The organism is Gemmatimonadaceae bacterium, from assembly GCA_035633115.1.
GTDB lineage: Bacteria > Gemmatimonadota > Gemmatimonadetes > Gemmatimonadales > Gemmatimonadaceae > UBA4720.
Genome location: DASQFN010000047.1, coordinates 478,229 through 502,639, shown reverse-complemented (window position 1 = coordinate 502,639; position 24,411 = coordinate 478,229). Strand labels below are relative to the sequence as shown.

Annotated in this window: 23 protein-coding genes; all 23 read left to right on the top strand. The window is 62.4% G+C overall.

The annotated features are described in order from the left end of the window. The first annotated feature begins 132 nt into the window (after positions 1–132). Complete coding sequence (bamA, locus tag VES88_06920) at positions 133–2,553, top strand: outer membrane protein assembly factor BamA (protein HYN81217.1); 2,421 nt, start codon at positions 133–135, stop codon at positions 2,551–2,553. A 14-nt stretch (positions 2,554–2,567) separates the two neighbouring features. Next, positions 2,568–3,164: an OmpH family outer membrane protein gene (locus tag VES88_06915; protein HYN81216.1), complete on the top strand. Its 597-nt coding sequence runs from the start codon at positions 2,568–2,570 to the stop codon at positions 3,162–3,164. After that, positions 3,161–4,231 carry a UDP-3-O-(3-hydroxymyristoyl)glucosamine N-acyltransferase gene (lpxD, locus tag VES88_06910; GenBank protein ID HYN81215.1) on the top strand — a complete coding sequence of 357 codons (1,071 nt, stop codon included), beginning with the start codon at positions 3,161–3,163 and terminating at the stop codon, positions 4,229–4,231. The genes VES88_06915 and lpxD overlap by 4 nt, the downstream gene beginning before the upstream one ends. Next, on the top strand, positions 4,228–5,550 hold the full coding sequence (gene lpxC, locus VES88_06905) for a UDP-3-O-acyl-N-acetylglucosamine deacetylase (protein ID HYN81214.1): 1,323 nt from the start codon (positions 4,228–4,230) through the stop codon (positions 5,548–5,550). Before lpxD ends, lpxC begins: the two co-directional genes overlap by 4 nt. Then, the gene (gene lpxA / locus VES88_06900; protein HYN81213.1) at positions 5,547–6,329 is read left to right on the top strand and encodes an acyl-ACP--UDP-N-acetylglucosamine O-acyltransferase; all 783 of its coding nucleotides are present in this window, start codon (positions 5,547–5,549) and stop codon (positions 6,327–6,329) included. The genes lpxC and lpxA overlap by 4 nt, the downstream gene beginning before the upstream one ends. Further along, on the top strand, positions 6,326–7,330 hold the full coding sequence (locus tag VES88_06895; GenBank protein HYN81212.1) for a Gfo/Idh/MocA family oxidoreductase: 1,005 nt from the start codon (positions 6,326–6,328) through the stop codon (positions 7,328–7,330). The genes lpxA and VES88_06895 overlap by 4 nt, the downstream gene beginning before the upstream one ends. Then, the gene (gene lpxB / locus VES88_06890) at positions 7,323–8,435 is read left to right on the top strand and encodes a lipid-A-disaccharide synthase (GenBank protein HYN81211.1); all 1,113 of its coding nucleotides are present in this window, start codon (positions 7,323–7,325) and stop codon (positions 8,433–8,435) included. Before VES88_06895 ends, lpxB begins: the two co-directional genes overlap by 8 nt. Further along, entirely contained in the window at positions 8,432–9,091 is a 660-nt protein-coding gene (locus tag VES88_06885; protein ID HYN81210.1) for a lysophospholipid acyltransferase family protein, read from the top strand. The genes lpxB and VES88_06885 overlap by 4 nt, the downstream gene beginning before the upstream one ends. Next, positions 9,082–10,116, top strand: a complete 1,035-nt coding sequence (locus VES88_06880; GenBank protein ID HYN81209.1) for a tetraacyldisaccharide 4'-kinase — start codon at positions 9,082–9,084, stop codon at positions 10,114–10,116. The genes VES88_06885 and VES88_06880 overlap by 10 nt, the downstream gene beginning before the upstream one ends. Positions 10,117–10,157: 41 nt before the next feature. Continuing rightward, entirely contained in the window at positions 10,158–11,465 is a 1,308-nt protein-coding gene (locus VES88_06875) for a Glu/Leu/Phe/Val dehydrogenase (GenBank protein HYN81208.1), read from the top strand. Next, positions 11,465–11,926 (top strand): 23S rRNA (pseudouridine(1915)-N(3))-methyltransferase RlmH, encoded by a 462-nt coding sequence (locus VES88_06870; protein ID HYN81207.1) that lies wholly within the window; start codon positions 11,465–11,467, stop codon positions 11,924–11,926. The genes VES88_06875 and VES88_06870 overlap by 1 nt, the downstream gene beginning before the upstream one ends. After that, positions 11,923–12,657: a methyltransferase domain-containing protein gene (locus VES88_06865; GenBank protein HYN81206.1), complete on the top strand. Its 735-nt coding sequence runs from the start codon at positions 11,923–11,925 to the stop codon at positions 12,655–12,657. The genes VES88_06870 and VES88_06865 overlap by 4 nt, the downstream gene beginning before the upstream one ends. After that, entirely contained in the window at positions 12,654–14,186 is a 1,533-nt protein-coding gene (gene bshC / locus VES88_06860; GenBank protein HYN81205.1) for a bacillithiol biosynthesis cysteine-adding enzyme BshC, read from the top strand. Before VES88_06865 ends, bshC begins: the two co-directional genes overlap by 4 nt. Then, complete coding sequence (gene murJ, locus VES88_06855) at positions 14,183–15,751, top strand: murein biosynthesis integral membrane protein MurJ (protein ID HYN81204.1); 1,569 nt, start codon at positions 14,183–14,185, stop codon at positions 15,749–15,751. The genes bshC and murJ overlap by 4 nt, the downstream gene beginning before the upstream one ends. 94 nt (positions 15,752–15,845) lie before the next feature. Next, on the top strand, positions 15,846–17,666 hold the full coding sequence (gene uvrC / locus VES88_06850; GenBank protein HYN81203.1) for an excinuclease ABC subunit UvrC: 1,821 nt from the start codon (positions 15,846–15,848) through the stop codon (positions 17,664–17,666). Positions 17,667–17,725: 59 nt separating this feature from the next. Beyond that, positions 17,726–19,012 carry a DUF512 domain-containing protein gene (locus VES88_06845; protein ID HYN81202.1) on the top strand — a complete coding sequence of 429 codons (1,287 nt, stop codon included), beginning with the start codon at positions 17,726–17,728 and terminating at the stop codon, positions 19,010–19,012. Next, positions 19,009–20,316, top strand: a complete 1,308-nt coding sequence (der, locus tag VES88_06840) for a ribosome biogenesis GTPase Der (GenBank protein ID HYN81201.1) — start codon at positions 19,009–19,011, stop codon at positions 20,314–20,316. Before VES88_06845 ends, der begins: the two co-directional genes overlap by 4 nt. Continuing rightward, positions 20,317–20,934 (top strand): glycerol-3-phosphate 1-O-acyltransferase PlsY, encoded by a 618-nt coding sequence (gene plsY, locus VES88_06835; GenBank protein ID HYN81200.1) that lies wholly within the window; start codon positions 20,317–20,319, stop codon positions 20,932–20,934. Continuing rightward, the gene (locus VES88_06830; protein ID HYN81199.1) at positions 20,931–21,926 is read left to right on the top strand and encodes an NAD(P)H-dependent glycerol-3-phosphate dehydrogenase; all 996 of its coding nucleotides are present in this window, start codon (positions 20,931–20,933) and stop codon (positions 21,924–21,926) included. Before plsY ends, VES88_06830 begins: the two co-directional genes overlap by 4 nt. Continuing rightward, a complete protein-coding gene (locus VES88_06825; protein ID HYN81198.1) occupies positions 21,926–22,291 on the top strand; it encodes a MerR family transcriptional regulator in 366 nt (121 codons plus the stop codon). Before VES88_06830 ends, VES88_06825 begins: the two co-directional genes overlap by 1 nt. Continuing rightward, positions 22,288–23,001, top strand: a complete 714-nt coding sequence (locus tag VES88_06820; GenBank protein ID HYN81197.1) for a glycosyltransferase family 2 protein — start codon at positions 22,288–22,290, stop codon at positions 22,999–23,001. The genes VES88_06825 and VES88_06820 overlap by 4 nt, the downstream gene beginning before the upstream one ends. Beyond that, entirely contained in the window at positions 23,001–23,762 is a 762-nt protein-coding gene (gene surE, locus VES88_06815; GenBank protein ID HYN81196.1) for a 5'/3'-nucleotidase SurE, read from the top strand. Before VES88_06820 ends, surE begins: the two co-directional genes overlap by 1 nt. After that, positions 23,747–24,406, top strand: coding sequence for a protein-L-isoaspartate(D-aspartate) O-methyltransferase (locus VES88_06810; GenBank protein HYN81195.1), 660 nt, complete (start codon positions 23,747–23,749; stop codon positions 24,404–24,406). The genes surE and VES88_06810 overlap by 16 nt, the downstream gene beginning before the upstream one ends. The last annotated feature ends 5 nt before the right edge of the window (positions 24,407–24,411 follow it).

The window sequence follows — 24,411 nt, the reverse complement described above, 5'->3', positions numbered from 1 at the left end:
GGTTTGTCCTCGAAAGCATCTCACTCCCAAGCCGAAACTCTCGGCATGGCAACGGGTTCCCGCGTTCATATGTCTAATTTTTCGACGGCCCCGGACAGGACCCTCTAAACCCCATTCGTGTATATTTCAGCAATGAAAAAATTTGCTTTATCCCTGCTGTTTTTGTGTGCAGCAGGCTCTACCGCGCTCGCACAGGACGCGGCGCCTGGCGCTTGCACCACCCCCGACACTGTAGCCGTCTCGGGCAACTCGCGTGTGTCCGAAGTTACGGTCCGCACCACGGCCGGGCTCACGCCGCGCGTAACGCTGAATTACCGTGACGTTCAGCGCGCGATCAAGGCGCTTTTTGCCACTGGTCAGTTCGAGGACGTTCAGGTTCTTTGCACGATTCCGCCGGCGGCACCGCGAACCACGCTGACGATTCAGGTCCGAGAGCGTCCTCTCCTCTCAGGATTCACTGTCGTAGGGGCCAGTCGAGTAGACCCGGACGACGTGAAGGAGCGGCTGACACTCATGGTCGGTCGTCCCCTCGATCCGGCGCTCGTTGCCAAAGCGGTCGAGCGGGCCGATTCGCTTTACGAATCGAAAGGGTACTACCTGGCCAGGATTCGAGCGGACAGCACTCTCACGGGCGACAAGATCAGCATTGCCTTCCGGGTCGAGGAAGGGAGTCGGCTGGCCATTTCCGGTCTCCGCGTCAGGGGGAACCGGAACGTCTCGGCCTCCGACATCGCAGACGTGATGGAGACGAAGCCAGAGGGTTTCCTGTGGTTCCGCGCGGGAGAATTCGACGACACGAAGTACGCGTCTGACCTGGCCGAGAAAATTCCAGGCCTCTATGCAAGCCGGGGTTACATCGATTTTCGAATCGTCAACGATTCTCTGATCGTCGACCGCGACGCTGGAAAAGCCGTCATCGACCTCACGGTCGTCGAGGGGCCTCGATACCGGATCGGCGGCTTCGAGGTGATCGGCAACAAGCGATTCTCCACCGAAGAAGTACAGCAGTACTATCCGTTTGGCGTACAGTCGCCGACCATCAGTCAGCGCGCCATTGGACTCGTGCGGCGGTCGTATCGCAATCCGCCAAACACCTTCGACGCGACGAAATGGGAAGCCGCGGAAAGCAAGCTGCGCGATGCCTATAGTGACGAAGGCTACATCTATGCGCGTATTCGTCCCGTCGTCGAGCGACTGCCGGGCGGAGACAGCGTGCGAACCGTCAATCTGCGGTGGGAGATCGAGGAGGCAGCACCGGCCATCGTCAACCGGATAGACATCGCAGGAAATGATTTCACCTACGAATCGTGCATCCGTGAGCAGATCGTGCTCGCACCCGGGCAGGTGTTCAACCGTGGATATCTGCTCCGGAGCTATCAGAACATCGGCAACCTGAATTTCTTCGAGACACCGATGCCCGCTCCCGAGACTCGTCCGAGTGGCGAGCAGGGGGACGTGGACATCATTTTTCACGTAAAGGAGAAGCGGACCGGCAACGTCAACTTTGGCGCTTCCACGGGGCAGGGTACGGGAGTAGGCGGCTTCATCGGTCTCGACCAGCCGAACCTGCTTGGACGCTGCAAGCGGGCCCAGCTTCAGTATCAGTTCGGGAAGTACATCAACGACTTCAACGCGACGTACACGGACCCCAACATCAACCAGACCCGGTTCTCGGGCAGCGTCACCGCGTACCACACGCAGTCGCGCTTTCGCTTTGCCGAGCTGGGCCGCGCCACCCGCACCGGTGGACAGGTGCAGGTTGGATTTCCGGTGCCGTGGTCGCTCTACAGCCGTGTGCTTCTATCTTACGGTGGCGAGGCGGTTCGGTACGGCGACGAAGGGCTCCTGGGGACAGTTGCCGATGAGTGCTCGAGCTGCTTCCGATCCACGCTTGGCATCACCGGCTCGCACGATACACGCGTCGGCTTGCCTTTCGCGGCTGAGGGCGGCTCACAGACGCTCACGGCGCAATTCAATGGCGGTCCACTCGGAGGCACCGCCGCATTCCAGCGGTACACCACCGAGCTCAGGTCGTACGTTCCAATCGGCACGATCGGAGGCGGAGGGCTCGGCAGTGAGCCAATGGCAATCGTTCTCGGACTGACTGCCAAAGCCGGCGCGCTCTTCGGGAATCCGGGTCCGTTCTTCTACTCCCAGTCGTTCACGCTCGGAGGAACACAGTACGGCGAGCAGCTTCGCGGATACGACGAGTTTTCCATCACTCCGTCGGGTTACGATGCGTTCGCCGCCGAAGGCCAGCGCGCCGGCCGTGCGTCGTTCGGAAATGCCTACTTCACGGGCACTGCCGAGATGGGACTTCGCGTGAACCAGATGCTCTATTTCAATACATTCTTCGAGGCTGGTAATGTCTGGGGCCATCCGCGCGAGTTCGACCCGACCCGGCTTTTCCGGGGCGCAGGCGTTGGGGCGGCCGTGATCAGCCCGCTTGGACCGATCGGTCTCGATTTAGGGTATGGATTCGATCGCCTCGACACGGCTGGACGCCGCGCCCCAGGCTGGAAGTTGCACTTTAAGCTCGGTCAGATCTTCTAACATTGGAGTTTTACATGGGTGGTTCAATTCGTGCGACCGTGATCGCACTCGTCTTGACGGCCGTCGCGAGTAGCGCTGCTGCCGCGCAGGCGGCGCCAAAATTCGGATACGTGAACTCGGCGGCGATTCTGGCGCAGGCGCCCGGACGCGCCGAGGCAGAGGCGCAGTTCAACAATGAAGTGAAGGCGTACCAGGCCCAGCTTCAGCGAATGAGCGACTCTCTTCAGCTGCTCGCAGCGAATTTTGACAAGGAGGCGCCCAAGCTTGACAGCGCCACTCGCGAGACTCGCGCGAAGTCGATCCGCTCCAGGGAGACCGATTATCAAACGCGGGCGCGGAAGCTCGACGAGCAGATGCAAACCCGTCAGGCCGAGCTCGTGCGCCCGATAATGGAGAATCTTCAGAAGATCATCGAGGCGGTACGCACCGAGGACAACTATGCGATGATCTTCGATGTCGGCTCGCAGACGAGCATCATCGTCGCAGCGGACAAGAATCTCGACATCACGCAGAAAGTCCTTGCCCGCGTCAAGGCAGCACCGAAGCCTGTTGCCTCGCCCGCCACGATGACCCCGAAGCCCACGGGAGTGTCGCGCCCCCCGGACCGGTGATCCAATCCAATCCGGGTTCCACATCTCTCAGCGGTGAGCGTGCTTGCACTCTCACCGCTGGTGACATTGCGGGCATCGTTGGCGGCGAGCTCCGCGGCGACCCGGCGACAAGGGTCAGCGGCGTCGCTCCGCTCGATCGGGCAACCCCGGATGATGTCACTTTCCTCTCGGCTGGAAGGTATTCGCCACTGCTGCGCGACACGCGCGCGGGAGTGGTTCTCGCAACTGCCGAGCTCGCCGATTCGCCGAGTAGCGCGCCGTCAATCATTGTTGTGGCTAGGCCGCACGAAGCTTTACTCGCGCTCCTGCCGAAGTTCTATCCGGAGCCTGACCGGACGCCGGCAATCCACGCGAGCGCGCGCGTGGGGCATGGTGCAAGGATCGGGAATGCCGTATCGCTCGACGAGTACTCGATCATCGGCCGTGGCGTGGAGGTCGGGGATGGAGTCTGGATCGGCGCCCATGCCGTAATCGGGGACGGCGTTCGCGTCGGCGACCGATCGAGGATCTATCCACACGTCACCGTCTACAGCGGAACCGAGATCGGAGCGAGAGTGAGGATTCACGCCGGATCGGTAATCGGGTCGGACGGATTCGGCTACGTGTTCAGGGAAGGCCACCACGCGAAGATTCCGCACGTAGGCAGATGCGTCATCGGGGACGATGTGGAGATCGGAGCCAACACGACCGTGGACCGCGGAAGCATCGACGACACGGTGATTGGCGCGGGAACCAAGATCGACAACCTGGTTCAGATTGGCCACAACTGCCGCGTTGGTAAGCTCTGTCTGATCATGGCTCAGGTAGGTCTGGCCGGCTCCGCCCACGTAGAAGACGGCTGTGTTCTCGCCGGACAGGCGGGCGTGGGCGGCCACCTCACTATCGGCGCGGGGGCGACTATCGGTGGCCAGGCCGGAGTATTCGGCGATGTGCCCGCCGGCGAAAAATGGTCCGGGTATCCGGCGCGTCCGCACCGTGAGGCCCTTCGCGCCACGGGAGCGCTCTTCAAGCTGCCGGAGCTGCTGAAGCGAGTGGAGGACCTTCTCGGCGAGAAGATTCCACGTTGAGTCGGATTACCATCAAGCGCTCCGTTTCCCTCGACGGAACGGGGTTGCACCTTGGCGAGCGGTGCACACTCACATTTACGCCCGCGAAAGCACAGCAGGGGATTCTCTTCCAGCGCACCGACGTTTCGAACAGCGCGCCGATTCCGGCGCTCGTCGATCACGTTTCGGCGAGCGAGCGACGGACCCAGCTGGGACGTGAGCCGTACCCGGTTCACACGGTCGAGCACGTACTCGCCGCGGTGGCCGCACACGGCATCGACGATCTCACGATTGCGATGGACGGACCCGAGCCACCGATCCTCGACGGAAGCGCGTCGGCATTTTTCGAGGCGCTCGCGTCGGCCGGCCTTGCGGCAGTCGAGGGGCAGCCGGATTATTTGACGCTCACCGAACCCGTGAGGATCATCGACGGAGATTCCGTCTACGAAGCCTACCCGTCGTCGGCTCTCGAGCTGGATGTCACGATCGAGTTCGACCACCCGAAGATCGGCCGGCAGAATAAACGGTTCGACATCAACCGTGACACATTTCGAAACGAGCTCGCATCGGCGCGCACCTTCGGCTTCGTCTACGAGGTCGAGTCGCTGAGGGAAAAAGGCCTGATCAAGGGCGCGTCACTCGAGAACGCCGTGGTGCTCGACGAATCGACGGTGTTGAGCGGACCGCTCAGGTGGACCGACGAGTTCGTCAGGCACAAGATGCTGGACTGCGTGGGCGACCTCGCGCTGGCCGGTGCGCACGTTCATGCGCGTGTGGTCGCACTGAGGCCAAGTCACCGTGGTACGGTGACGCTTGTGAGAGAGCTCGTTCGAATGGGAGTGCGCTCATTGGGCAACGGCGCTTCGCCGCCTGCGGCCGGGAAAAAACGAGACAAGGGGAGGGCGGTCGTGTACGAAATAGAAGACATCATGAAGGTGCTGCCACACCGTTACCCTTTTCTGCTCGTCGACCGTATTCTGGAGATCGAGGAGAACAAGCGCATCGTCGGCCTGAAGAACGTCACCATCAACGAGCCGTTCTTCGCGGGCCACTTTCCGGGGCACCCGGTGATGCCGGGCGTGTTGATCATCGAGGCGATGGCGCAGGTGGGCGGCATGCTGCTGATGGGCTCCGTCAAGGACGCCGAGAGCAAGGTCGTGTACTTCATGTCGCTCGACAACGTCAAGTTTCGCCGGCCGGTCAAGCCGGGCGATCAGATTCGCTTCGAGCTCGATGTAATTCAGATTCGCGGCCCGGTCTGCAAGATGCGGGGAGTTGGGAAGGTGGATGGCGAAATCGTCGCTGAAGCCGATATGGCCGCGATGGTTCGCGATAAATGAAGCGCGGCTCGGCCATTCATCCGCGCGCAATCGTCTCGCCGAAGGCGGTGCTCGGCTCGCGCGTCGAAGTCGGACCGTTCGCGATCATCGGCGACGGCTGTGAAGTGGGCGACGACTGTGTGATTGCTCCGCGTGCGACGCTGGAGCGCGACGTGCGACTCGCGGCCGGAGTGAAAATCGGGATCGGGAGTGTCATCGGGGGCGCGCCGCAGGACCTCAAGTACGCGGGCGAGCCGACGACCGTAGAGATCGGCGAACGCACTGTGGTGCGGGAGTACACGACGATCAACCGGGGCACGTCGCAGTCGTTCAAGACCACCGTGGGTAGCTCATGCCTCCTCATGTCCTACGTGCACCTCGCCCACGATTGTCACATCGGCAACGGAGTGATCCTCGCCAACGGCGTGCAGCTGGCCGGCCACGTAGTGGTCGACGAGAAGGCGACGATCTCCGGACTTTCCGCCGTACATCAGTTCGTTCGCATCGGGAGATTCAGCTTCATCGGAGGCTGCTCGCGGGTTTCGAAGGACATTCCACCGTTCCTCAAGGCGGTGGGAAACCCGGTGAAGCTTTACGGTCTCAACAGTATCGGTCTGCGGCGGAACGGATTTCCGGAGGATGTCGTTCGCGAGCTCAAGCGCGCCTATCGACTGTTCTTCCGGTCGGATCTCAATCTTTCGCAAGCGATGCAGCGAGCCGAGACAGAGCTCGAGCAGTTCCCCGAGGTTGCCGAGCTCGTTCAATTCGTGGAAGCGAGTGAGCGTGGAGTGGTGATTTGACGGGCCCGCTTCGAATGGGCGTGGTTGGCGCCGGCAGCCTTGGCTACCACCATGTGCGGATCCTCCGCGACGTCGAAGGAGTTCGCCTGGCGGGCTTCGTGGACGAACGTCCGGAGCGTGCATCGCAAGTCGCGACCGAGCTCGGAGTCAAGGCATACCACGACGTCGGCGCCCTGCTGGAGGATGTTGACGCCGTCACGATCGTCGTGCCGACGCCAGCGCATTTCCGTGTGGCGAAGCAGGCGCTGGAGCTTGGAAAGCATGCCTTCATCGAGAAGCCAATCACCACTACGCTGGACGAAGCAGACGAGCTTTTGTCGATCGCGAAGCGCACTGGCGCGATCATACAGACGGGGCACGTCGAGCGATTCAATCGCGCGGTGCGTGCTGCGCTTCCTTACGTATCGGGGCCGCGATTCATCGAGAGTGAGCGCCTTGCGTCGTTCAACCCGCGCGGGTCAGACGTAGCGGTCGTGCTCGACCTGATGATTCACGACATCGACCTGATTCTCACCCTGGTCGACGACACTACCGAATCGATAACCGCAGTTGGCGTCCCGGTTCTGACACCGATGCTGGATATAGCGAACGCACGGGTGACGTTCACATCCGGCGCGGTTGCTAACATCACCTCCAGCCGCATCTCACGCGAGCGCGTACGCAAGATTCGAATCTTTCAGCACAGCGGGTACATCTCACTGGACCTCGCCGCGGGGACGGGCGAGTTCTTTCGCCTCAAACAGCGGATGGACACGAGCAATCCGCCCGCCGGACCCGTCGACATCACTGACTTCGTCGACCGCATCAAGCTGACGGCGCCGGAAGGGGAGCCGCTGCGCCTCGAATTCGAGAGCTTTGTAGCTGCGATCCGCGGCGAGGGGCCGGTTATCGTAACCGGAGAAGAAGGCCGACGAGCGCTCGCTGTGGCGCTCAAGATCGTCGTGGAAATCGAGCGCACGGCTCCCGCATTCGCCGGAGAGCTGGCCGCGACACGTGCCTGACGTCCTCTTTGTCGCTGGCGAGGCGTCAGGGGACCTTCATGCCGCGGGTGTAGTCGAAGAGCTCCGTCGCATCCGGCCGGTGCTGAAGCTCACCGGCATCGGCGGTCCGCGCATGCGCGACGCGGGCGTCGAGCTCATCGCGAACTACGACGAGATGTCGGTGATGGGATTCGTCGAAGTGATTCGTCATCTTCCGCGTCACCTCAACCTCCTGAACGATCTGAGATCGCGCATCGCACGCGGCGGCGTCAGCCTCGTCATCCTCGTGGATTATCCGGGGTTCAACATGAAAGTCGCCCGCGCGGCAACCGACGCGGGCGTTCCGGTTCTCTACTATGTCACCCCGCAGGTCTGGGCATGGGGCGCGGGACGTCTTCCGGAGCTGGCGAAGATCGTCACTCGAGCCGCAGTGATTCTGCCATTCGAGGAGCAGCTGCTCCGTGGATACGGAATCAACGCGACCTTCGTCGGACATCCTCTGCTCGACCGCGCGGGGGATCTTCCTTCGAAGCCGGCGGCGCGGGCCGCCCTGGGATTGAATCCCGACCGTCCGGTGCTCGCACTCTTTCCCGGGAGCAGGCAACAGGAAATCGACCGTCACCTGGATGACTTCGTCGATGCAGCGCGAATGGTCGAGGCGCAGGTTCCGGGCATTCAAGTCGTGGTGAGCGCTGCGCCGACGGTCACGATCGACGTCGCGGGCTGCCCGTATCAGCGGATCGAATCAGCATCGTTTACGGTACTGCGCGCAGCAGACGCCGCGCTCTGCAAAAGCGGAACTACGACTCTCGAGGCGGCAATATCCGAATGTCCACTGGTGGTCGCGTATCGCGCCGGAATCATCTCGTACCTGCTTGCGCGCGCGATGGTGAAGATCCCCCACATCGGACTTGTGAACGTCGTAGCCGGCAGGGAAGTCGCCCGCGAGTTCGTTCAGGACGACCTTCGGCCGGATGTTGTTGCCGGCGCTCTCCTGCCACTGCTCGAGCACGGCGGCACGGAGCGTCAACGTGTGCTGGAAGGACTCGCCGAGGTTCGCGGGCGGCTCGGTACTCCCGGCGCCGCTGGCCGTGTCGCGGCAATCGCCAGCGAGCTGGTGCCATGAGCAGGGAGAGCGGCGGTACCGGAGAGTTTCCGTTTTCGGCCCGTCTTGCGGAATTCGCGGGTGGCGCAGCGTTGCGCATGCTTGCCGCCACGTGGCGCTACAAGATCGCAGGAGATGAAGCGGTGAAATCCGCGCGCGCCGGCGGGACGCCCGTGATTTTTTCCCTCTGGCACGGGCAGCTTCTTCCCTTGATCTGGCTTCACAGGAACGAAGGAATCGCGATCCTTGTCAGTGAGCACCGTGACGGCGAGATCATAGCGCGAGTCGCCACGTCGCTTGGCTATCGGTTGATACGGGGCTCGACGACGCGTGGAGGCGAGAGAGCCCTGCTCGCGCTGGCCACGCAGCTGAAATCCGGTGTCGACGCTGCGGTCACACCCGACGGTCCGAAGGGGCCGGCTCGCAGCTACGCGCCCGGAGCTCTCATCGCCGCTCAGCGCTCAGGCGCACTGATAGTCCCAGTTGCCGCCCACGCCAGCCGCGCCTGGCACCTCTCGAGCTGGGACAGCTTCCTGATCCCGAAGCCATTCGCGACGGTGAGCGTGGCTTACGGTCGACCAACTCCGGTCATTGCTCCGAGCTCGCGGGATGCCGCTCTCGAAGCTCCGCTCTTCCAGGCGATGATGACGGAGACGGAGCGTCTCGCTTGCACCTGATTGACCGGATATGGCGCGGTGACGACGCGGTTTCGCGCACCGCTCGCATCGCGCTCACGCCATTCGAAGCTGCGTACAGAGCGGTTACCGCTGCGAGAGGCTGGATGTACGATCACTCGCTGCTTCGCGTGCGCACGTCGCCGATTCCTGTCGTCAGCGTCGGGAATCTATCGGTTGGCGGTACCGGAAAGACTCCATTTGCGGCATGGCTCGCTGCCGAGCTCGCAAGGAGGGGCTCGCAGCCTGCTGTCGTGCTGCGCGGCTACGGGGGCGACGAAGCGCTCGTGCATGCCCGCCTGAATCCGGAAATTCCCGTTGTGATCGAGCCCCAGCGCGCCGAAGGCATCAGGCGCGCGGCCGCAATCGGAGCGACGGTTGCCGTGCTCGACGACGCGTTTCAGCATCGCGCGGCGGGACGCATTGCCGACATCGTGTTGATCGCGGCCGAGCAATGGCGCGGGTCGCCGCGGTTGTTGCCGGCAGGTCCGTGGCGTGAGCCGCTTCGTGCTCTCCAGCGCGCGTCGATCGCCGTGATCACGCGAAAGACCGCAGACGACCCGACCATAAACGGGCTCGCCGCCACAATTCGCGACGCCGCTCCGCAGCTGCCGCAGGCAGTTGTCAGCTTCGCACTCGGTGAGCTTCGCAGGGTTGTCGGTACCGCGGCTGGTGAGACCCTCCCTCTTGCGGAGATCGCGGGGCGGCCAGTCGTTGCAATTGCCGGTATAGCAGATTCCGAGGTGTTTTTCCGACAGGTGACGGAAGCCGGCGCCCGCGTCGAGCCGCACAGCTTTCCTGACCATCATCGCTACACGGCTGCCGAGATAACCGAACTTCTTAGCGGTGAGCGCCGTGACGACACGATGTTTGTCTGCACCCTCAAGGATGCGGTCAAACTGGGTGTTTTGTGGCCTGTCACCACACCCCCATTATGGTATGTTTCACAGGCTTTGAACGTGGAAAGTGGGGAGGAAGCGATCGAGAAGCTGCTGACCCGGCTTGCTCCCGAACTCAACCGAGGGTAGCTGAGGACGCAGTCACGCGTCATCGAATCCATCACCCACTCATGGCCACCGATCTTCGCCTTCAAACAGACTCGATTGTCGGTCCTGACAAGGACACATTCCTCAATGAGGAGAACCCGTTCGAAGCGATGATGCTTCGCTTCGACCGCGCCGCTGAGCTGCTCGATCTCGAGCCGGGGCTTTACCGCGTCCTCAGAAATCCCGAAAAACAGATCATCGTATCGATTCCCGTCATGCGTGACAGCGGTGAGGTCGAGGTGTTCACTGGCTTTCGTGTTCTCTACAACACCTCACGGGGTCCGGCAAAGGGGGGAATCAGGTTCGACAGCACCGTCACGCTCGAGGAGGTAAAAGCTCTTGCCGCGTGGATGACCTGGAAATGCGCCGTCGTAAACATTCCCTTCGGCGGCGCAAAGGGCGGCGTGGTGTGCGATCCGCACACCATGAGCATCGGCGAGCTCGAGCGGCTGACCCGCCGCTACACGGCCGGAATCATAAATGTCCTCGGCCCGGACTCCGACGTTCCGGCTCCCGACGTCAACACGAATGAGCGGGTGATGGCGTGGATCATGGACACGTATTCGATGCACGTCGGGCATACAACTACATCTGTAGTTACAGGGAAGCCCGTGGAGATGGGGGGCTCGCTCGGCCGCCGCGAAGCCACCGGGCGCGGCTGCATGATTGTGACTAAAGAGGCACTCGCACATCTCGGTATGCCTGTGGCCGGCACGACCGTGGCGGTCCAGGGCTTCGGCAATGTCGGCTCCGTTGCAGCTCAGCTCCTCGAGGCCGAGGGATGCAAGGTCGTAGCTATCGGAGATCGATCGCTCTCCATTTACAACCCTGACGGAATAGACGTCAACGACGCCATCGATCACGTCAGAAAGCACCGGCATCTCGACGGCTACACGAAAGGGGACCTGATCAGCGCCGCGGACCTTCTCACACTCGACGTGGACGTGCTGGTACCGGCAGCCCTCGAGAACGTGATCACTACGAAGAACGCCCGCGACGTCCGCGCGAGAATAATCTGCGAGGGCGCCAATGGACCAACGACCGCCGCTGCCGACTCCATCCTGGAGGAGAATGGGGTGTTTGTCATTCCCGACATTCTCGCCAACGCCGGCGGTGTGACGGTCTCGTACTTCGAGTGGGTGCAGAATCGCGGCGGCTATTTCTGGACCGAGCAGCTTGTAAACGACCGGCTTCGCGACATCATGATACAGAGCTTTCAGGCCGTTCTCACGCTGTCGAGCCAGCACCAGGTCAACATGCGCACTGCGGCATACATGCTCGCGATCAACCGCGTTGCGACTGTTCACAGGCTTCGGGGCATTTACGCCTGATGCGATTGACTGTCGCGGTCGTCGGGAAACCGCGAAATGCCGTTCTCTCGGCGGCCATCCATGATTACGAGACTCGGGCGGCGCGGTACTGGCCGCTCGACGTTCAAGAGGTGAAAGAGGAGCGGTCAGCGTCCCTTACGCCTCGAATCGTCCGGCAGAAGGAGGGAGATCGACTCGCCGAGCGCGCCGGTGCATCGCGTCTTGTCGCATGCGATGCTTCCGGTGTCAGCTATACATCGGAGCGCTTCGCCGAATGGCTGCGCACCGAGCGGGACCGGGACCGGGATCTGGCGTTCGTCATCGGCGGAGCCTTCGGTCTTTCGGAGGAGGTGCTCGCCAAATCGTCCGTTCGCTTGTCGCTGGCACCATGGACGCTCGCTCACGAGCTGGCGCGGCTCGTCCTCGCCGAGCAGCTGTACCGGGCGGGCACCATCGTGCGGGGAGAACCGTATCACAAGTGAGCGGCACACGGGATTCCGAATGGTTCGAGGAATGGTTCGGCGAGGATTACGTCGCGCTGTATCCGCACCGCAACGAAGCGGAGGCGGAGCGCGCCGTGGGTCTCATTGCTCGAACTGTGGGGACCCGCCCGGTGCGCAAGGTTCTCGACCTGGCGTGCGGGTCCGGACGCCACGCCAGGTATCTCGGAAAGCAGTGGTGGACGTCGGGGATCGACCTCTCGGAAGTCCTGCTCCGAATTGCGCGACGCAATGACACGCCCGCCAGACTCGTCCGCGGGGACGTCCGGGCGCTTCCTTACCGCGACTCGGCGTTCGATCTGGTGGTCAATCTCTTCACCAGCTTCGGCTACTTCGAGACCGATCAGGAGCACGAGCTGGTTATTCGGGATCTCGCGCGGGTCATCGCACCTCGAGGCACATTCGTTCTCGATTATCTCAACGCCGAGCGGGTGCGGGAGCAGCTCGTGCCACATGATGAGCGGAGCATCGGCGGGCGGGTTGTGGCGCAGAGGCGCGAGATCACGGACGGAGGTCGCTTCGTGGTAAAGCACATTTCTCTCGAGAGCGAGGGGCGCGAGTTCGTGGAGCGCGTCCGACTCTTCACACGCCGTGAGCTCGAGGAAATGATGGAACGTGCAGGGTTCCGCATCGAGACAGCATTCGGTGACTATGGCGGCGAATGGCTCACCGAAGCGTCACCGCGCGTCATTCTCTTCGCGAGCCGCAGTTGACGCTCCGCGTAATCTCCACGCCGCTTGCGGGAAAGAAGCTCACGCGTGCTGCGTTGGATGGGTCGCTCGATGCCGCGTGGTACACTGCGCCTCCGCGCGGCAGCGACGGCTGGAGAGCGCGCGCCGACGCGGTGATCAGGTCGATGGAGTCGCCCGAGTGGCTCACGGCGCTCGAGGGTGCCCTCGAACCGAGCGGGCCGGCGGCCGACCGTCTGGCTGCCGCACAACGCGACGGATTCGTGGTCACGTGCGGGCAGCAGCCGGGTTTGTTTGGAGGCCCGCTCTACACCTGGTGGAAGGCACTTTCCGCGCTCGAGTTTGCCAACGCTCTTCAGGCGACGACAGGCCGGCCAGTCGCGCCTGTTTTCTGGGCGGCGACCGACGACTCCGATTTCGACGAGGCTCGATCGACCGTCATGGTCACTCCTGACGGTGCACAGCGAATCGAGCTCGCGGGCCGCGACGACCCCGGTTTGCCAATGGCGCTCGTTCCACTCGGCGACGCGACGTCGCAGCTGGAGGCTCTGCGCCGCGCAGCCGGATCCGCGCCGCACGCTGGCGTACTCGACGTCATCGCGCGCGCCTACAAGCCCGGTGAGACAATAGGCAGCTCGTTCGTCAAGCTGCTTCGTGAGGTGCTGACTCCTCGTGGAATAGCTGTGCTGGATTCATCGCACGACTCGGTGCGAGAACGCGCGCGTCCGCTGCTGCAGCGGGCATTGCAGCACGGAAAGGAGGTCGAGGCGGCGCTTGTTGCACGCGACAGTGAAATCAAGTCCGCCGGATTTTCTCCGCAGGTCCAGACAGTGCGCGGCCGGTCGCTGGTCTTCTCGGCGACTGACGGGCGACGGGCGCGTGTATCACTCGGCAACCCGGCACACGTCTCGAGCGACAGCGCGCTGGAGAGCCTCTCACCCAACGTGCTGCTTCGGCCGATTGTCGAGCGCCACATTCTTCCGACGGTCGCCTACCTCGGGGGACCGGCTGAGATCGCATACTTTGCGCAAGTTGGGGCCGTTGCCGCAGCACTCGGCTCGGAGCTCCCGCTCATCCTTCCGCGATGGTCGGGCATGGTGGTGGAGCCCCGCATCCACAAAATTCTCGAGCGCCACAGCTTGTCGCCGGCCGACTTCAGCGATCCTCACGCGGTCGAGACCAGACTGGCCGCGCAGTCTCTTCCGCATGAACTGAGAGCGTCACTCGTCGATCTTCGCAGGACGGTCGAAGAGCAAGTAGCGCGTCTCGCCGAGCGTCATGACGATCTTCTTGTTTCGCCTCGGGTTCTCGAAGGGCTTCGCCGCAACCTGCTTCATAGAGTCGAGCGCCTGGAGCGGCGCTATACGGCGGCGGTGAAGCGGGAAGGGAGCTCTGCACTGCACGAGATCGCCGCCGCCCGAGCTTCGCTTTATCCGTTCGGCGTTCCTCAGGAGCGGATACTCAACGGCATTCCCCTAATGGCGAGGTACGGCGATGAGCTCTTCGACTCGGTGATGCCCGAAGTGAGAGATCACGTAGCGACGCTGGTATGAGTCAGGACGGCTCCCGCCGAGCCTCGTTCCTTGTCGGTGGCGGGATTTTCCTCAGCCGCATCGCCGGCCTCATTCGCAACAAGTTCTTCGCGCATTACTTCGGCTCCTCGCTGGCTGCGGATGCCCTTAACGCTGCGATAAGAATTCCGAACCTGCTGCAGAACCTGTTCGGTGAAGGCGTGCTCTCGGCGTCATTTATTCCCGAATACGCCGGTCTGCTGGCGCAAAAGAAGAAGGAAGAGTCGGACAGGCTTGCAGGCGTCGTAGCTGCGGTGCTGGCTCTTGTCTCGGCCGTGATTGTTCTGCTTGGAGTGCTGTTCGCGCCGCTGCTCGTGACACTCGTCGCCGGCGGGTTCACCGGCGAGCGCCGGGAGCTGACGATCCAGCTGACGAGGATTCTGTTTCCCGGCGCCGGGCTCCTCGTGCTGTCCGCGTGGTGCCTCGGAATTCTCAACAGCCATCGAAAATTCTTCGTCAGCTACACTGCGCCCGTTGCGTGGAATCTGACGATGATCGCGGCGCTGATTGGTTTCGGCAGTGGAACACCGCAAGTGCGTCTTGCAGAGATTGTCGCATGGGCTTCGGTGGTTGGAAGTGCTCTGCAATTCGGCGTGCAATTCCCGTTCGTGTTGAAGTACGCGCGTGGCGTTCGGCTCAATCTCGGGACAAACACGGTCAGCGCGCGCTCCGTCATCCGCAATTTTGTCCCAGCCTTCATCAGCCGCGGCGTCGTTCAGATAAGCGCTTTTGTGGACGAGCTCATCGCCAGCTGGCTACCGGCAGGATCGGTCGCGGTCGTTGCGTATTCGCAGGTTCTCTACGTGCTGCCGGTGAGCCTGTTCGGGATGGCTGTGTCGGCTGCGGAGCTGCCGGTGATGTCCAGCGCGACGGGAACACCGCAGGAGGTCGCATCATATCTGCGCGGCCGCCTCGACGGCGGCCTCGAGCGAATTGCCTTTTTCATCGTACCCTCGGCGATCGCGTTCCTCGCCCTCGGCGATGTGATTGCCGCGGTATTGTTCGAGTCCGGACGATTCACACGCGCGGACAGTGTGTGGGTCTGGCAGATTCTCGCAGGCGCGGCGATCGGTTTGCTGCCGTCAACGTGGGGAAGGCTGTACTCGTCGACGTTTTACGCTCTTCGGGATACGCGCACCCCGCTTCGATTTGCGGTACTTCGTGTCGCGTTGGCGATCGTGCTGGGGTACGTTGGCGCTCTCCGCCTGCCGGGTTGGCTCGGTCTGGATCCCCGACTGGGCGCTGCCGGACTCACCGCAGCAGGAGGCATTGCGGCGTGCGTCGAGTTCTATCTTCTGAGGCGGGCACTCACGCAGCGAATCGGACCGACTAGCCTGCCCGCGGGGTTCACGCTTCGCATCTGGGCGGCGGCAATCGTCTCGGCGTTGGTCGCGTGGGGCGCGAAGCTGACGCTGTACGGAACACACACGGTGCTCATCGGCCTGCTCATACTTGCCGCCTACGGTATGACTTACTTGTTGATCACCGCGCTGCTAAAGGTTCCCGAGGCGCAGGCACTCACCGCTCGGCTGCGTCGTCGAACTTAACGCATCTCGGGCCACTTCTTGTCGGATGCGAAGCGGCGTGGTCGCTTCCTCGTCCGATTCGAACCAGCGTCGAAGGTGCAGGTATAATTAGGTGATGATCACCGTCCCCGACAAAGTCGCATCGAAGCTGCCTCACCTGCCCGACGGACCCGGAGTCTATCTCTGGAAAAGCGGGGACGGGCAGATTCTGTACGTCGGGAAGGCAAAGAGCCTCAGGTCCCGCGTGCGGAGCTACTTCGGCGCCGACCACGAAGAGAGTCCCAAGACACGCCACCTCGTCGGAAAAATCGTCGACGTAGAGACGATCGTAGTGCCAAGCGAGGCGCACGCGCTGATCCTCGAGGCGAATCTCATCAAGGAGTACAGGCCGAGATTCAATATCTCGCTGCGCGACGACAAGTCGTATCCGTACATCAAGGTCACGGTCCAGGAGGCGTTCCCCCGCGTATACGTGACACGCCGGCTGCAGAACGACGGTGCGCGCTACTTCGGTCCCTACACCGACGTGGGCGCCATGCGGCGCGCCCTGAACGTCGTCAAGCGGATCTTCACCGTCAGATCGTGCAACTACGACATGCCGCGCGAGATGCCTGACCGGCCCTGCCTCGACTACTACATCCATCGCTGCAAAGCGCCGTGCATCCTCGCGCAGAGCCAGATGGAATACCGCTCGATGATCGAGGAGGTCGTTCTGTTCCTCGATGGTCGTCCCGACGAGGTGATGCGCCGCGTCAAGGAGCGGATGGAGGCTGCGTCGAGCTCACTCGACTTCGAAAGGGCAGCGGAGCTTCGTGACGCGCTTCAACACCTAGATCAGATGGAGGAGCCCACAGTAGTTCTCGAGGTCGAAGGCGGTGATCGCGACGTGATCGGCTTCGCGCGCGACGGAGACGACGCCTGCGCAGTCCTGCTCCGCGTGCGCAACGGAAAGCTCCTCTCCCGTGAGCACAGGTTCCTCGTCAACGTCGAAGGAGAGGAGGATTCCGCAATTCTGCTGGCGTATCTCGCGGGCAGTTATGTCGCATTGCATGAACGCGCACGCCAGCTGCTCGTGCCGTTTGACTTCGGCGATCGCGAGCTCCTGGAGGAGTCGCTATCCGGCACGAAGATTCTCATTCCGCAGCGTGGATCACGCCGCGAGCTGGTGGACCTGGCGCAGCAGAACGCCCGTCATCTGCTGGAGGAGCTGCGGGCCGCGACCATCGAGGGCGCGACCGTCGCAGGCGACCCGGTGTACGAGCTCGGCCGGGAGCTGGGGCTCCAGCGCCTCCCGCGAACGATGGTGTGCTTCGACATCTCGACCACCCAGGGAACCGACACAGTAGGCGCAGGCGTATGGTTCGAGAACAGCCGGCCGAAGCGTGGCGAATACCGGAAATTCCGCGTGAAGACCGTGGAGGGTAGCGACGACTTCGCGTCAATGCGGGAAGTGGTGACGCGCTACTTCCAGCGGCGCCAGGCCGATGAAAAGCCGCTCCCTGATCTGATAATCGTCGACGGCGGCAAGGGGCAGCTCTCGGCCGCACACGAGGCGCTGGAGTCGCTGGCGCTCGGGGACAGGCCGCTCATCAGCCTTGCAAAGCGTGAGGAAGACGTCTACGTCTGGGGACGGGAGACGCCCATCCGAATGTCGCGCCGATCGACGGCGCTTCGCCTTCTCCAGCAGATCCGCGACGAGGCGCACCGTTTCGCTGTGACCTACAACCGGAAGCGGCGCACCATGCGGACGCTCACGTCGGAACTCCTGAAGGTGCCGGGAATCGGGCCGGTGAAGCGGCGACGCCTGCTCCAGGAGTTCGGGAGCATTCAGGGTGTTCGCGAGGCCAGCGAAGAGGCCATCTCCAAGGTCCCGGGATTCAACGCGGAGCAGGCCCGGCGACTCCTTGAATCTCTCGCAGCGAGCTCGCCTGTGTAGCGAGCTAACATTAGGCAATTCCTTGTGTTCGGCGGCTATATCTCTAAATTACTTTAGCTATGGTTAAAGTCGCCCGCGTCCTGCCGGACAGTATCGCCGACGAGCTCGGTATCGAAGTCGGAACGGAGCTGATCTCGGTGAACGGCCGCGACCTGCACGACTTTCTGGACTGGGAGTTTCTGACCGCCGACGACGAGCTTCTCGTCGAAGCGAGGCAACCCGACGGCGACGAAATCGTCTACGAGATCCAGCGGCCAGAGGGCGAGCAGCTCGGTGTCACTCTCGAGCCGCCCACGGTGCGACGCTGCGCCAACCGATGCGAGTTCTGCTTCATCGAAGGCCTTCCTGTCGGACTTCGCCGAAACCTCTACATCCGCGACGACGACTACCGGCTGTCGTTCACGTACGGCAATTTCGCCACGCTGTCGAATGTGAAGGAGCGGGACATCGCGCGAATCCTCGAGTATCGCCTGTCTCCCCTCTACGTATCGGTTCATGCGACGAACTGGGAGGCACGGAAGGTCCTTCTCAACAATCCTCGTGTACCCAACATAGTTGAGCAGCTGACCCGCCTCGCCGAGGGTGGCATTCAGTTTCACTGCCAGATGGTTGTCGTTCCCGGCTTGAATGACGCAGATGTACTCGAGGAATCCCTGAGCGATCTATGGAAGCTCGGAGACGCGGTTATCTCTGCGGCAGTAGTTCCCGTGGGCATCACGCAGTTCTCTCATCTTTACACCGGCAAGCCCATGGATGCGGCTGCAGCCCGTCAGCTCCTGGAAAGGGTTGCGCGGTGGAGCGAGCGAGCTCAGCGAGAGCGCGGAGAAAACTGGGTCTACGGCTCGGACGAGCTGTATCTGCTGGCCGAGCGCGAGCTGCCACCGGCTGATCACTATGGAGATTTCTCGCAGATCGAGAACGGCATCGGGGCGGTCGCCTCGCTCCGCTCGAGGGTCGCCGCCGGCGTCGATGATCTGCCACGAATGGATGGCAGGCGCATTGGAGTGGTGACGGGGAAGGGAATGGCCGCTCTTATGCCCGAGCTCATAGCGCAGCTGCAGAACGCGACAGGCGCTGCTTTCGAGGTGATCGTCGCCGAGAATTCGCTGTTTGGGCCGACGATCACAACGGCTGGACTTCTCGTGGGTGCCGACATCCGCGGTGCGCTGGCTGATCGTCACGATCTCTCGATCGCACTCATTCCCGCGGAAACGATCAACGACGACGGAATCTTTCTCGACGATGTCGTCTTCGAGGAGCTGCGTCGGTCGCTGCCGATGCCGGTTTACCCGTCGTACGACTTCATCGACGTTCTCTTGGCCGAAGCGCAGGCGGTGGCGGCATGAACGTTCCCGTGGTAGCGATCATCGGCAGGCCGAACGTCGGCAAATCGGCATTGTTCAACCGCATCGTGGGCGATCACAGCGCAATAGTGAGCGAAGAAGCGGGAACGACGCGGGACCGCCATTTCGCTCTCGCAGAGTGGAACCGGCGGAAGTTCTGGCTGGTCGATACCGGCGGCCTAACCGACGATCCGCACATTCCGATGGACGTCGAGATCAAGCGCCAGGTGCTCGAGGCGATAGGCGAGGCGGACCTTCTGCTGATGGTGGTCGACGCAAAGGCAGGCCTGCATCCGAGTGACACACGAGTTCTCCATCTGCTTCGCGAATCGCGCAAGGCATGGCTACTCGTCGCGAACAAGGTGGACGATCCGGCGAGCACCGACTACTACGAGTTCTATGAGCTCGGCGCGGGAGACCCTTTGCCGGTCTCTGCCGTGAACGGTAAGAACTCGGGCGACTTGCTCGATGTCATCGCCGCAGCGATTCCGGAAAGTCCCGCGGAGGAAGAGGATGCGCTGCGCGTTGCCGTCATAGGTCGCCCGAATGTCGGAAAATCATCCCTCGTAAACCGCATTCTCGGAGAGGAGCGCCTGGTTGTCTCCGAGATCGCCGGAACGACCAGGGATGCAATCGACACTCCGCTCAACTACCACGGACGCCGAATGATCTTCGTCGACACGGCGGGACTTCGCCGCCAGTCGCGGGTGGATGACGGGATCGAGTTTTACTCGGCCCTGCGATCGCGTCGCGCGATAGATCGTGCCGACATCTGCCTGCTCGTGATCGACGCGACCGAGGGGCTGCACAATCAGGATCTGAAGATTGCGGCTCTCGCGTGGGAAACCGGGAGGGCGCTCATCATTGTCGTCAACAAGTGGGACCTCGCCGAAAAGGAGACGAACTCGGCGAGGGATTTCGAGCGCGAATGCGAGGCGAAAGCTCCATTTCTGAAATTCGTTCCTTTCATCTTCCTCTCGGCGCTTTCCGGACAGCGTGTCGCCAAGCTGCTGAGCGTGATTCTCGATGTCGACGCCGAGCGGAAGAAGCGCATCACAACCTCGCAGGTCAACACGACGCTCGAGGCGCTTGTTGCCCGGAAGCAGCCGCCCCAGGCGTCAGGGCGTGAAGTGAAACTCAATTACGCGACACAGGTCGAGACGGCCCCGCCGACGATCGCTGTCTTTGGAAACAACCCCGACCTCGTGCAGGAGCATTACATCCGCTACCTGCACAACGGCTTTCGCGAGGCGTGGGGATTCACGGGAAATCCTCTTCGCGTGGTAATGCGGAGGAAATCCGCGTAAGTGCATCCGCTTCTCGGGGTTCTCCTCTCGTACCTCGCGGGCTCGGTGCCGTTCGCGTATCTCGCGGGCAAGGCGCGTGGAATCGATCTGCGGGAACATGGCTCGGGCAATCTCGGAGCAACGAACGCGCTGAGAGTTCTCGGACCGCGAGTTGGCGGGCTGGTCTACCTTGGTGACACGCTGAAGGGGTTGCTGCCGGTTCTTTTGCTCCCGAAGGTTGTGACCACGTCGAACCCCGAGCTCTGGGCGATTGCTTTCGGACTCGCTGCCGTGACTGGACACGTGCGGCCGATTTTCCTCCGGGGCAAGGGCGGCGGGAAGGGAGTAGCCACCGCAGGTGGAGTTTTTTTCGGACTGGCGTGGCTGCCCACGCTGATCTCACTTCTTGTTTTCGCCGCGGCTCTCATACTGACACGAATCGTGAGCGTTGCTTCGCTCGCCGCTGCCATCGCGCTCCCCATTGCGTTGTGCCTCTGGGCCGGACCACGAGCACCGCTGTTCATCGTCAGCTTCGCGATGATGTTTTTCGTTGTCTGGACGCACCGGGCGAACATCGGGCGGCTCAGACGCGGCGAGGAGCCGCGTTTCGGACGTAAGGTCGAGGCACCCGCGAGGTGACTCGATGCGCCGTGCTCGGTGCTGGGGCCTGGGGAACCGCGCTTGCCGACCTGCTCGCTCGGAATGGCCATCCCGTCCGGCTATGGGCGTACGAGTGGGACGTCGTCGAGACGATAAACCGGTCCCACGAGAATCGTCGCTTTCTGAGCGGACACAAGCTGAGCGCAGACGTGACGGCCTGGGCTGACGTGGCGGATGCAGTAGACGGCGCTGAGCTCGTGACAGTTGCGACTCCGTCACACGTATTACGTCCTATCGTGCGCAGCGCCCGTGATGCGTTCCCGGCGCGCGTGCCGATCGTAGTCGCATCGAAGGGCATCGAGGCAGAGTCGCTGGCCCTCATGACAGACGTGATTTCTGCCGAAGTCGCGGACTCGACAGTCGTTGCACTTTCGGGCCCGAGCTTCGCAGTGGAGGTTGCGAATCGACAACCGACAGCCGTGGTTGTCGCGTCCGCCGATGCTGAAGCCGCGAGATTCGCGCAGCAAACCTTCAGCGCCACTGATTTCCGGGCGTACACGCACAGTGACGTGACGGGCGTGGAGATAGGCGGTGCTCTGAAAAACGTCATGGCTGTCGCGACGGGTATCGCTGAAGGATTGGGCCTGGGCTTCAACGCGCGAGCGGCGTTGATCACCCGCGGCCTCGCCGAGATGACACGACTCGGAACTCGTCTCGGCGCGGAAGCCACAACGCTGGCCGGGCTGGCGGGGATGGGCGATCTGGTTCTCACGTGTACCGGGACCCTGAGCCGGAACCGGAGTGTTGGAGTGGAGATGGGTCGAGGCGCCTCGCTCGAGGAAGTGCTTGCCGGGAAGGAGACGGTTGCCGAAGGTGTGATTACAACACGAAGCGCGCGCGCACTCGCAGCGCGGGAGGGAGTGGAAATGCCGATTGTCGATGCCGTTTACCGTGTGTTGTTCGAGGGCCATCCTCCGCGCGATGCGATCGGATCGCTGATGACGCGTGAGCTGAGATCGGAGAGCGACTGATGCCATCTGCCGAGCCGGTCCGCGAATTCTTTTCGATGGGTGACGTCTGCAATCTCACCGATCTCAAACCGCATGTGCTTCGATACTGGGAGAGTCAGTTCCGATTTCTGCACCCCGCAAAGAATCGCTCGGGAAACCGCGTCTACCAGCGGCGGGAGATCGAGCTGATAATGCTCGTTCGCCAGCTGCTGTACACCGAGAAATACACGATCGACGGCGCCCGCCAGAAGATCGACGAGTACAGAAAAAGCGGCGAATTGCGCTCTGTGGCGCGCGCGGCACTCGACTCGCAGACGGTGGAGTCCATGGAATCCGATCTGGAAGCGATACTGGCGGCAATTGACGGAGAACCGGAAATCGAATGATCGAGCCGATCGCAGTCATCGTTCCGGCGTTCAACGCGGAGAAGACCGTAGGACCTGTCATCAAGGGTCTCCGTGAGGCGTTGCCGCGTGCGTCGATCATCGGAGTCAACGACGGCTCAGCGGATGGCACCGCCGCATTGCTGCGTTATATCTGCGATGAGACGATCGACTTTCCGGAGAATCGCGGAAAGGGAGCCGCGCTTCGAGCTGCCTTCGCGGCAGCTTTGGAGACTGATTGCCGCGCTGTGCTGACCATCGACTCCGATGGCCAGCACGACCCGGCATTCGCCCCATCGATTCTCAAAGCACTCGACGTTTCTCACATCGCCATTGGAACGCGCGACCTGTCGGGCGAGCACGTCCCTCGCCACCGCCGCATCGCGAATTTCATGTCGAGTGCGGCAACTCGGATGGTCTCGGGCGGCGCGGTCCGGGACAGCCAGTCGGGCTATAGAGGAATCAGGCGTGAGGTGTTGTCAGCCGTGCACGCCGAGGGCGACCGGTATGAATTCGAGACCGATTTCATCATTCGCGCGGCTCACGCAGGCTTCAGCATCACCAACGTTCCAATCTCCACGATCTACGGCTCGGCGAGTTATTTCCGCGAATTCCGCGACGCGATGCTCGTGATCGGAGTGCTCTGGAAGCACCGCGCAGGAGCATTCCGGCGCGGAGTGAAGCGTCCGCTCTCGCACCCCGACGAGGTCTGATGCGAGTACTCTGCACGAATGATGATGGAATACTCGCGCACGGCCTCGCATGCCTCGTGGCAGCGGCTGAGCCACTCGGTGATGTAACCGTTGTCGCGCCTGACCGGGAGCAGAGCGCTACAAGCCATTCCCTGACGCTTCACCATCCGGTCAGACCGATTCTCAGGGAAGAGAAGCGCTGGCAGGTGGACGGCACTCCCACGGACTGCGTGATGCTCGCGGTCGAAGCGCTGATGGAAGAGCGGCCGGATTTCATTCTGAGCGGCATCAATCACGGCCAGAACATGGGCGAAGATGTGCTTTACTCGGGCACGGTCGCTGCAGCGATGGAGGGCATCTCCATCGGGATTCCGTCCATAGCTATCTCGTTCGCGGGCGGCGATCTGCGCGCCGACACGAGCATGCTCAACAATCAGATCGAGCCGCTCACCCGGCTGCTGCGACACATTTTCAATTTGCGTGCGTTCCCGCCTAACACTCTTTTGAACATCAATCTTCCGCCGGTGCATGGAGAGCAGATCAAAGGCGTCAAGCTTACCAGGCTCGGCCGGCGGGTCTATTCCGATTCGATCACGAAGATGCAGGATCCGTGGGGCCGGCCAATCTTCTGGATCGGCGGCGGGTCGATCGAATGGTCGGGACATGAGGACTCCGACTTCCGCGCTGTAGAGGAAGGCTACATTTCAGTGACGCCATTGCACCTCGACGTCACACACCACGCGATGCTGGAGTCGCCGGAGAACTGGTGGCAGGAGCTATAGAGGCACAGGAGTATCGTGGCGCGCGGCGGCGACTCGTTTCGGTGCTGCAGGATCAGGGGATTCGCGACCTCGCGGTTCTGCATGCGATCGACGAGATCCCGCGGCACGTCTTTGTGCCGAGTGCCGTGCGGCATCGCGCTTACGAGGATTCGGCGCTTCCAATCGGCAGCGGGCAGACGATCTCGCAGCCCTCCATTCATGCCCGTTATCTCGAGGTTCTCGAGCTGACGGGCAGCGAGCGTGTTCTCGAGATCGGCACCGGCTCGGGGTACCAGACCGCGCTGCTCGGCAAGCTTGCGTCGCAGGTATTCAGCATAGAGCGAATTGCTCCGCTGCTCGAGCGTGCGCGCGAGGTGCTGCAGCAGGTTGGCATAACGAATGTCTCGTTCATGCTGGGCGACGGCACGCTCGGATGGCCGCAGTTCGCGCCGTACGACGCGATACTCGTCGGAGCTGCAGCCCCGGTAGTTCCGCCGGCGTACATCGAGCAGCTGGGGGAGGGTGGACGACTTCTCATTCCGCTCGGCGGGCGCGATGAGCAGGTGCTGCAGCTCTTCACTCGCAGGGACGGCCAGCTCGAGCAAAAGGATCTCGCGCCGGTGCGGTTTGTGCCACTGGTCGGCAAGCACAGCTGGGAGAGCTGACGGAG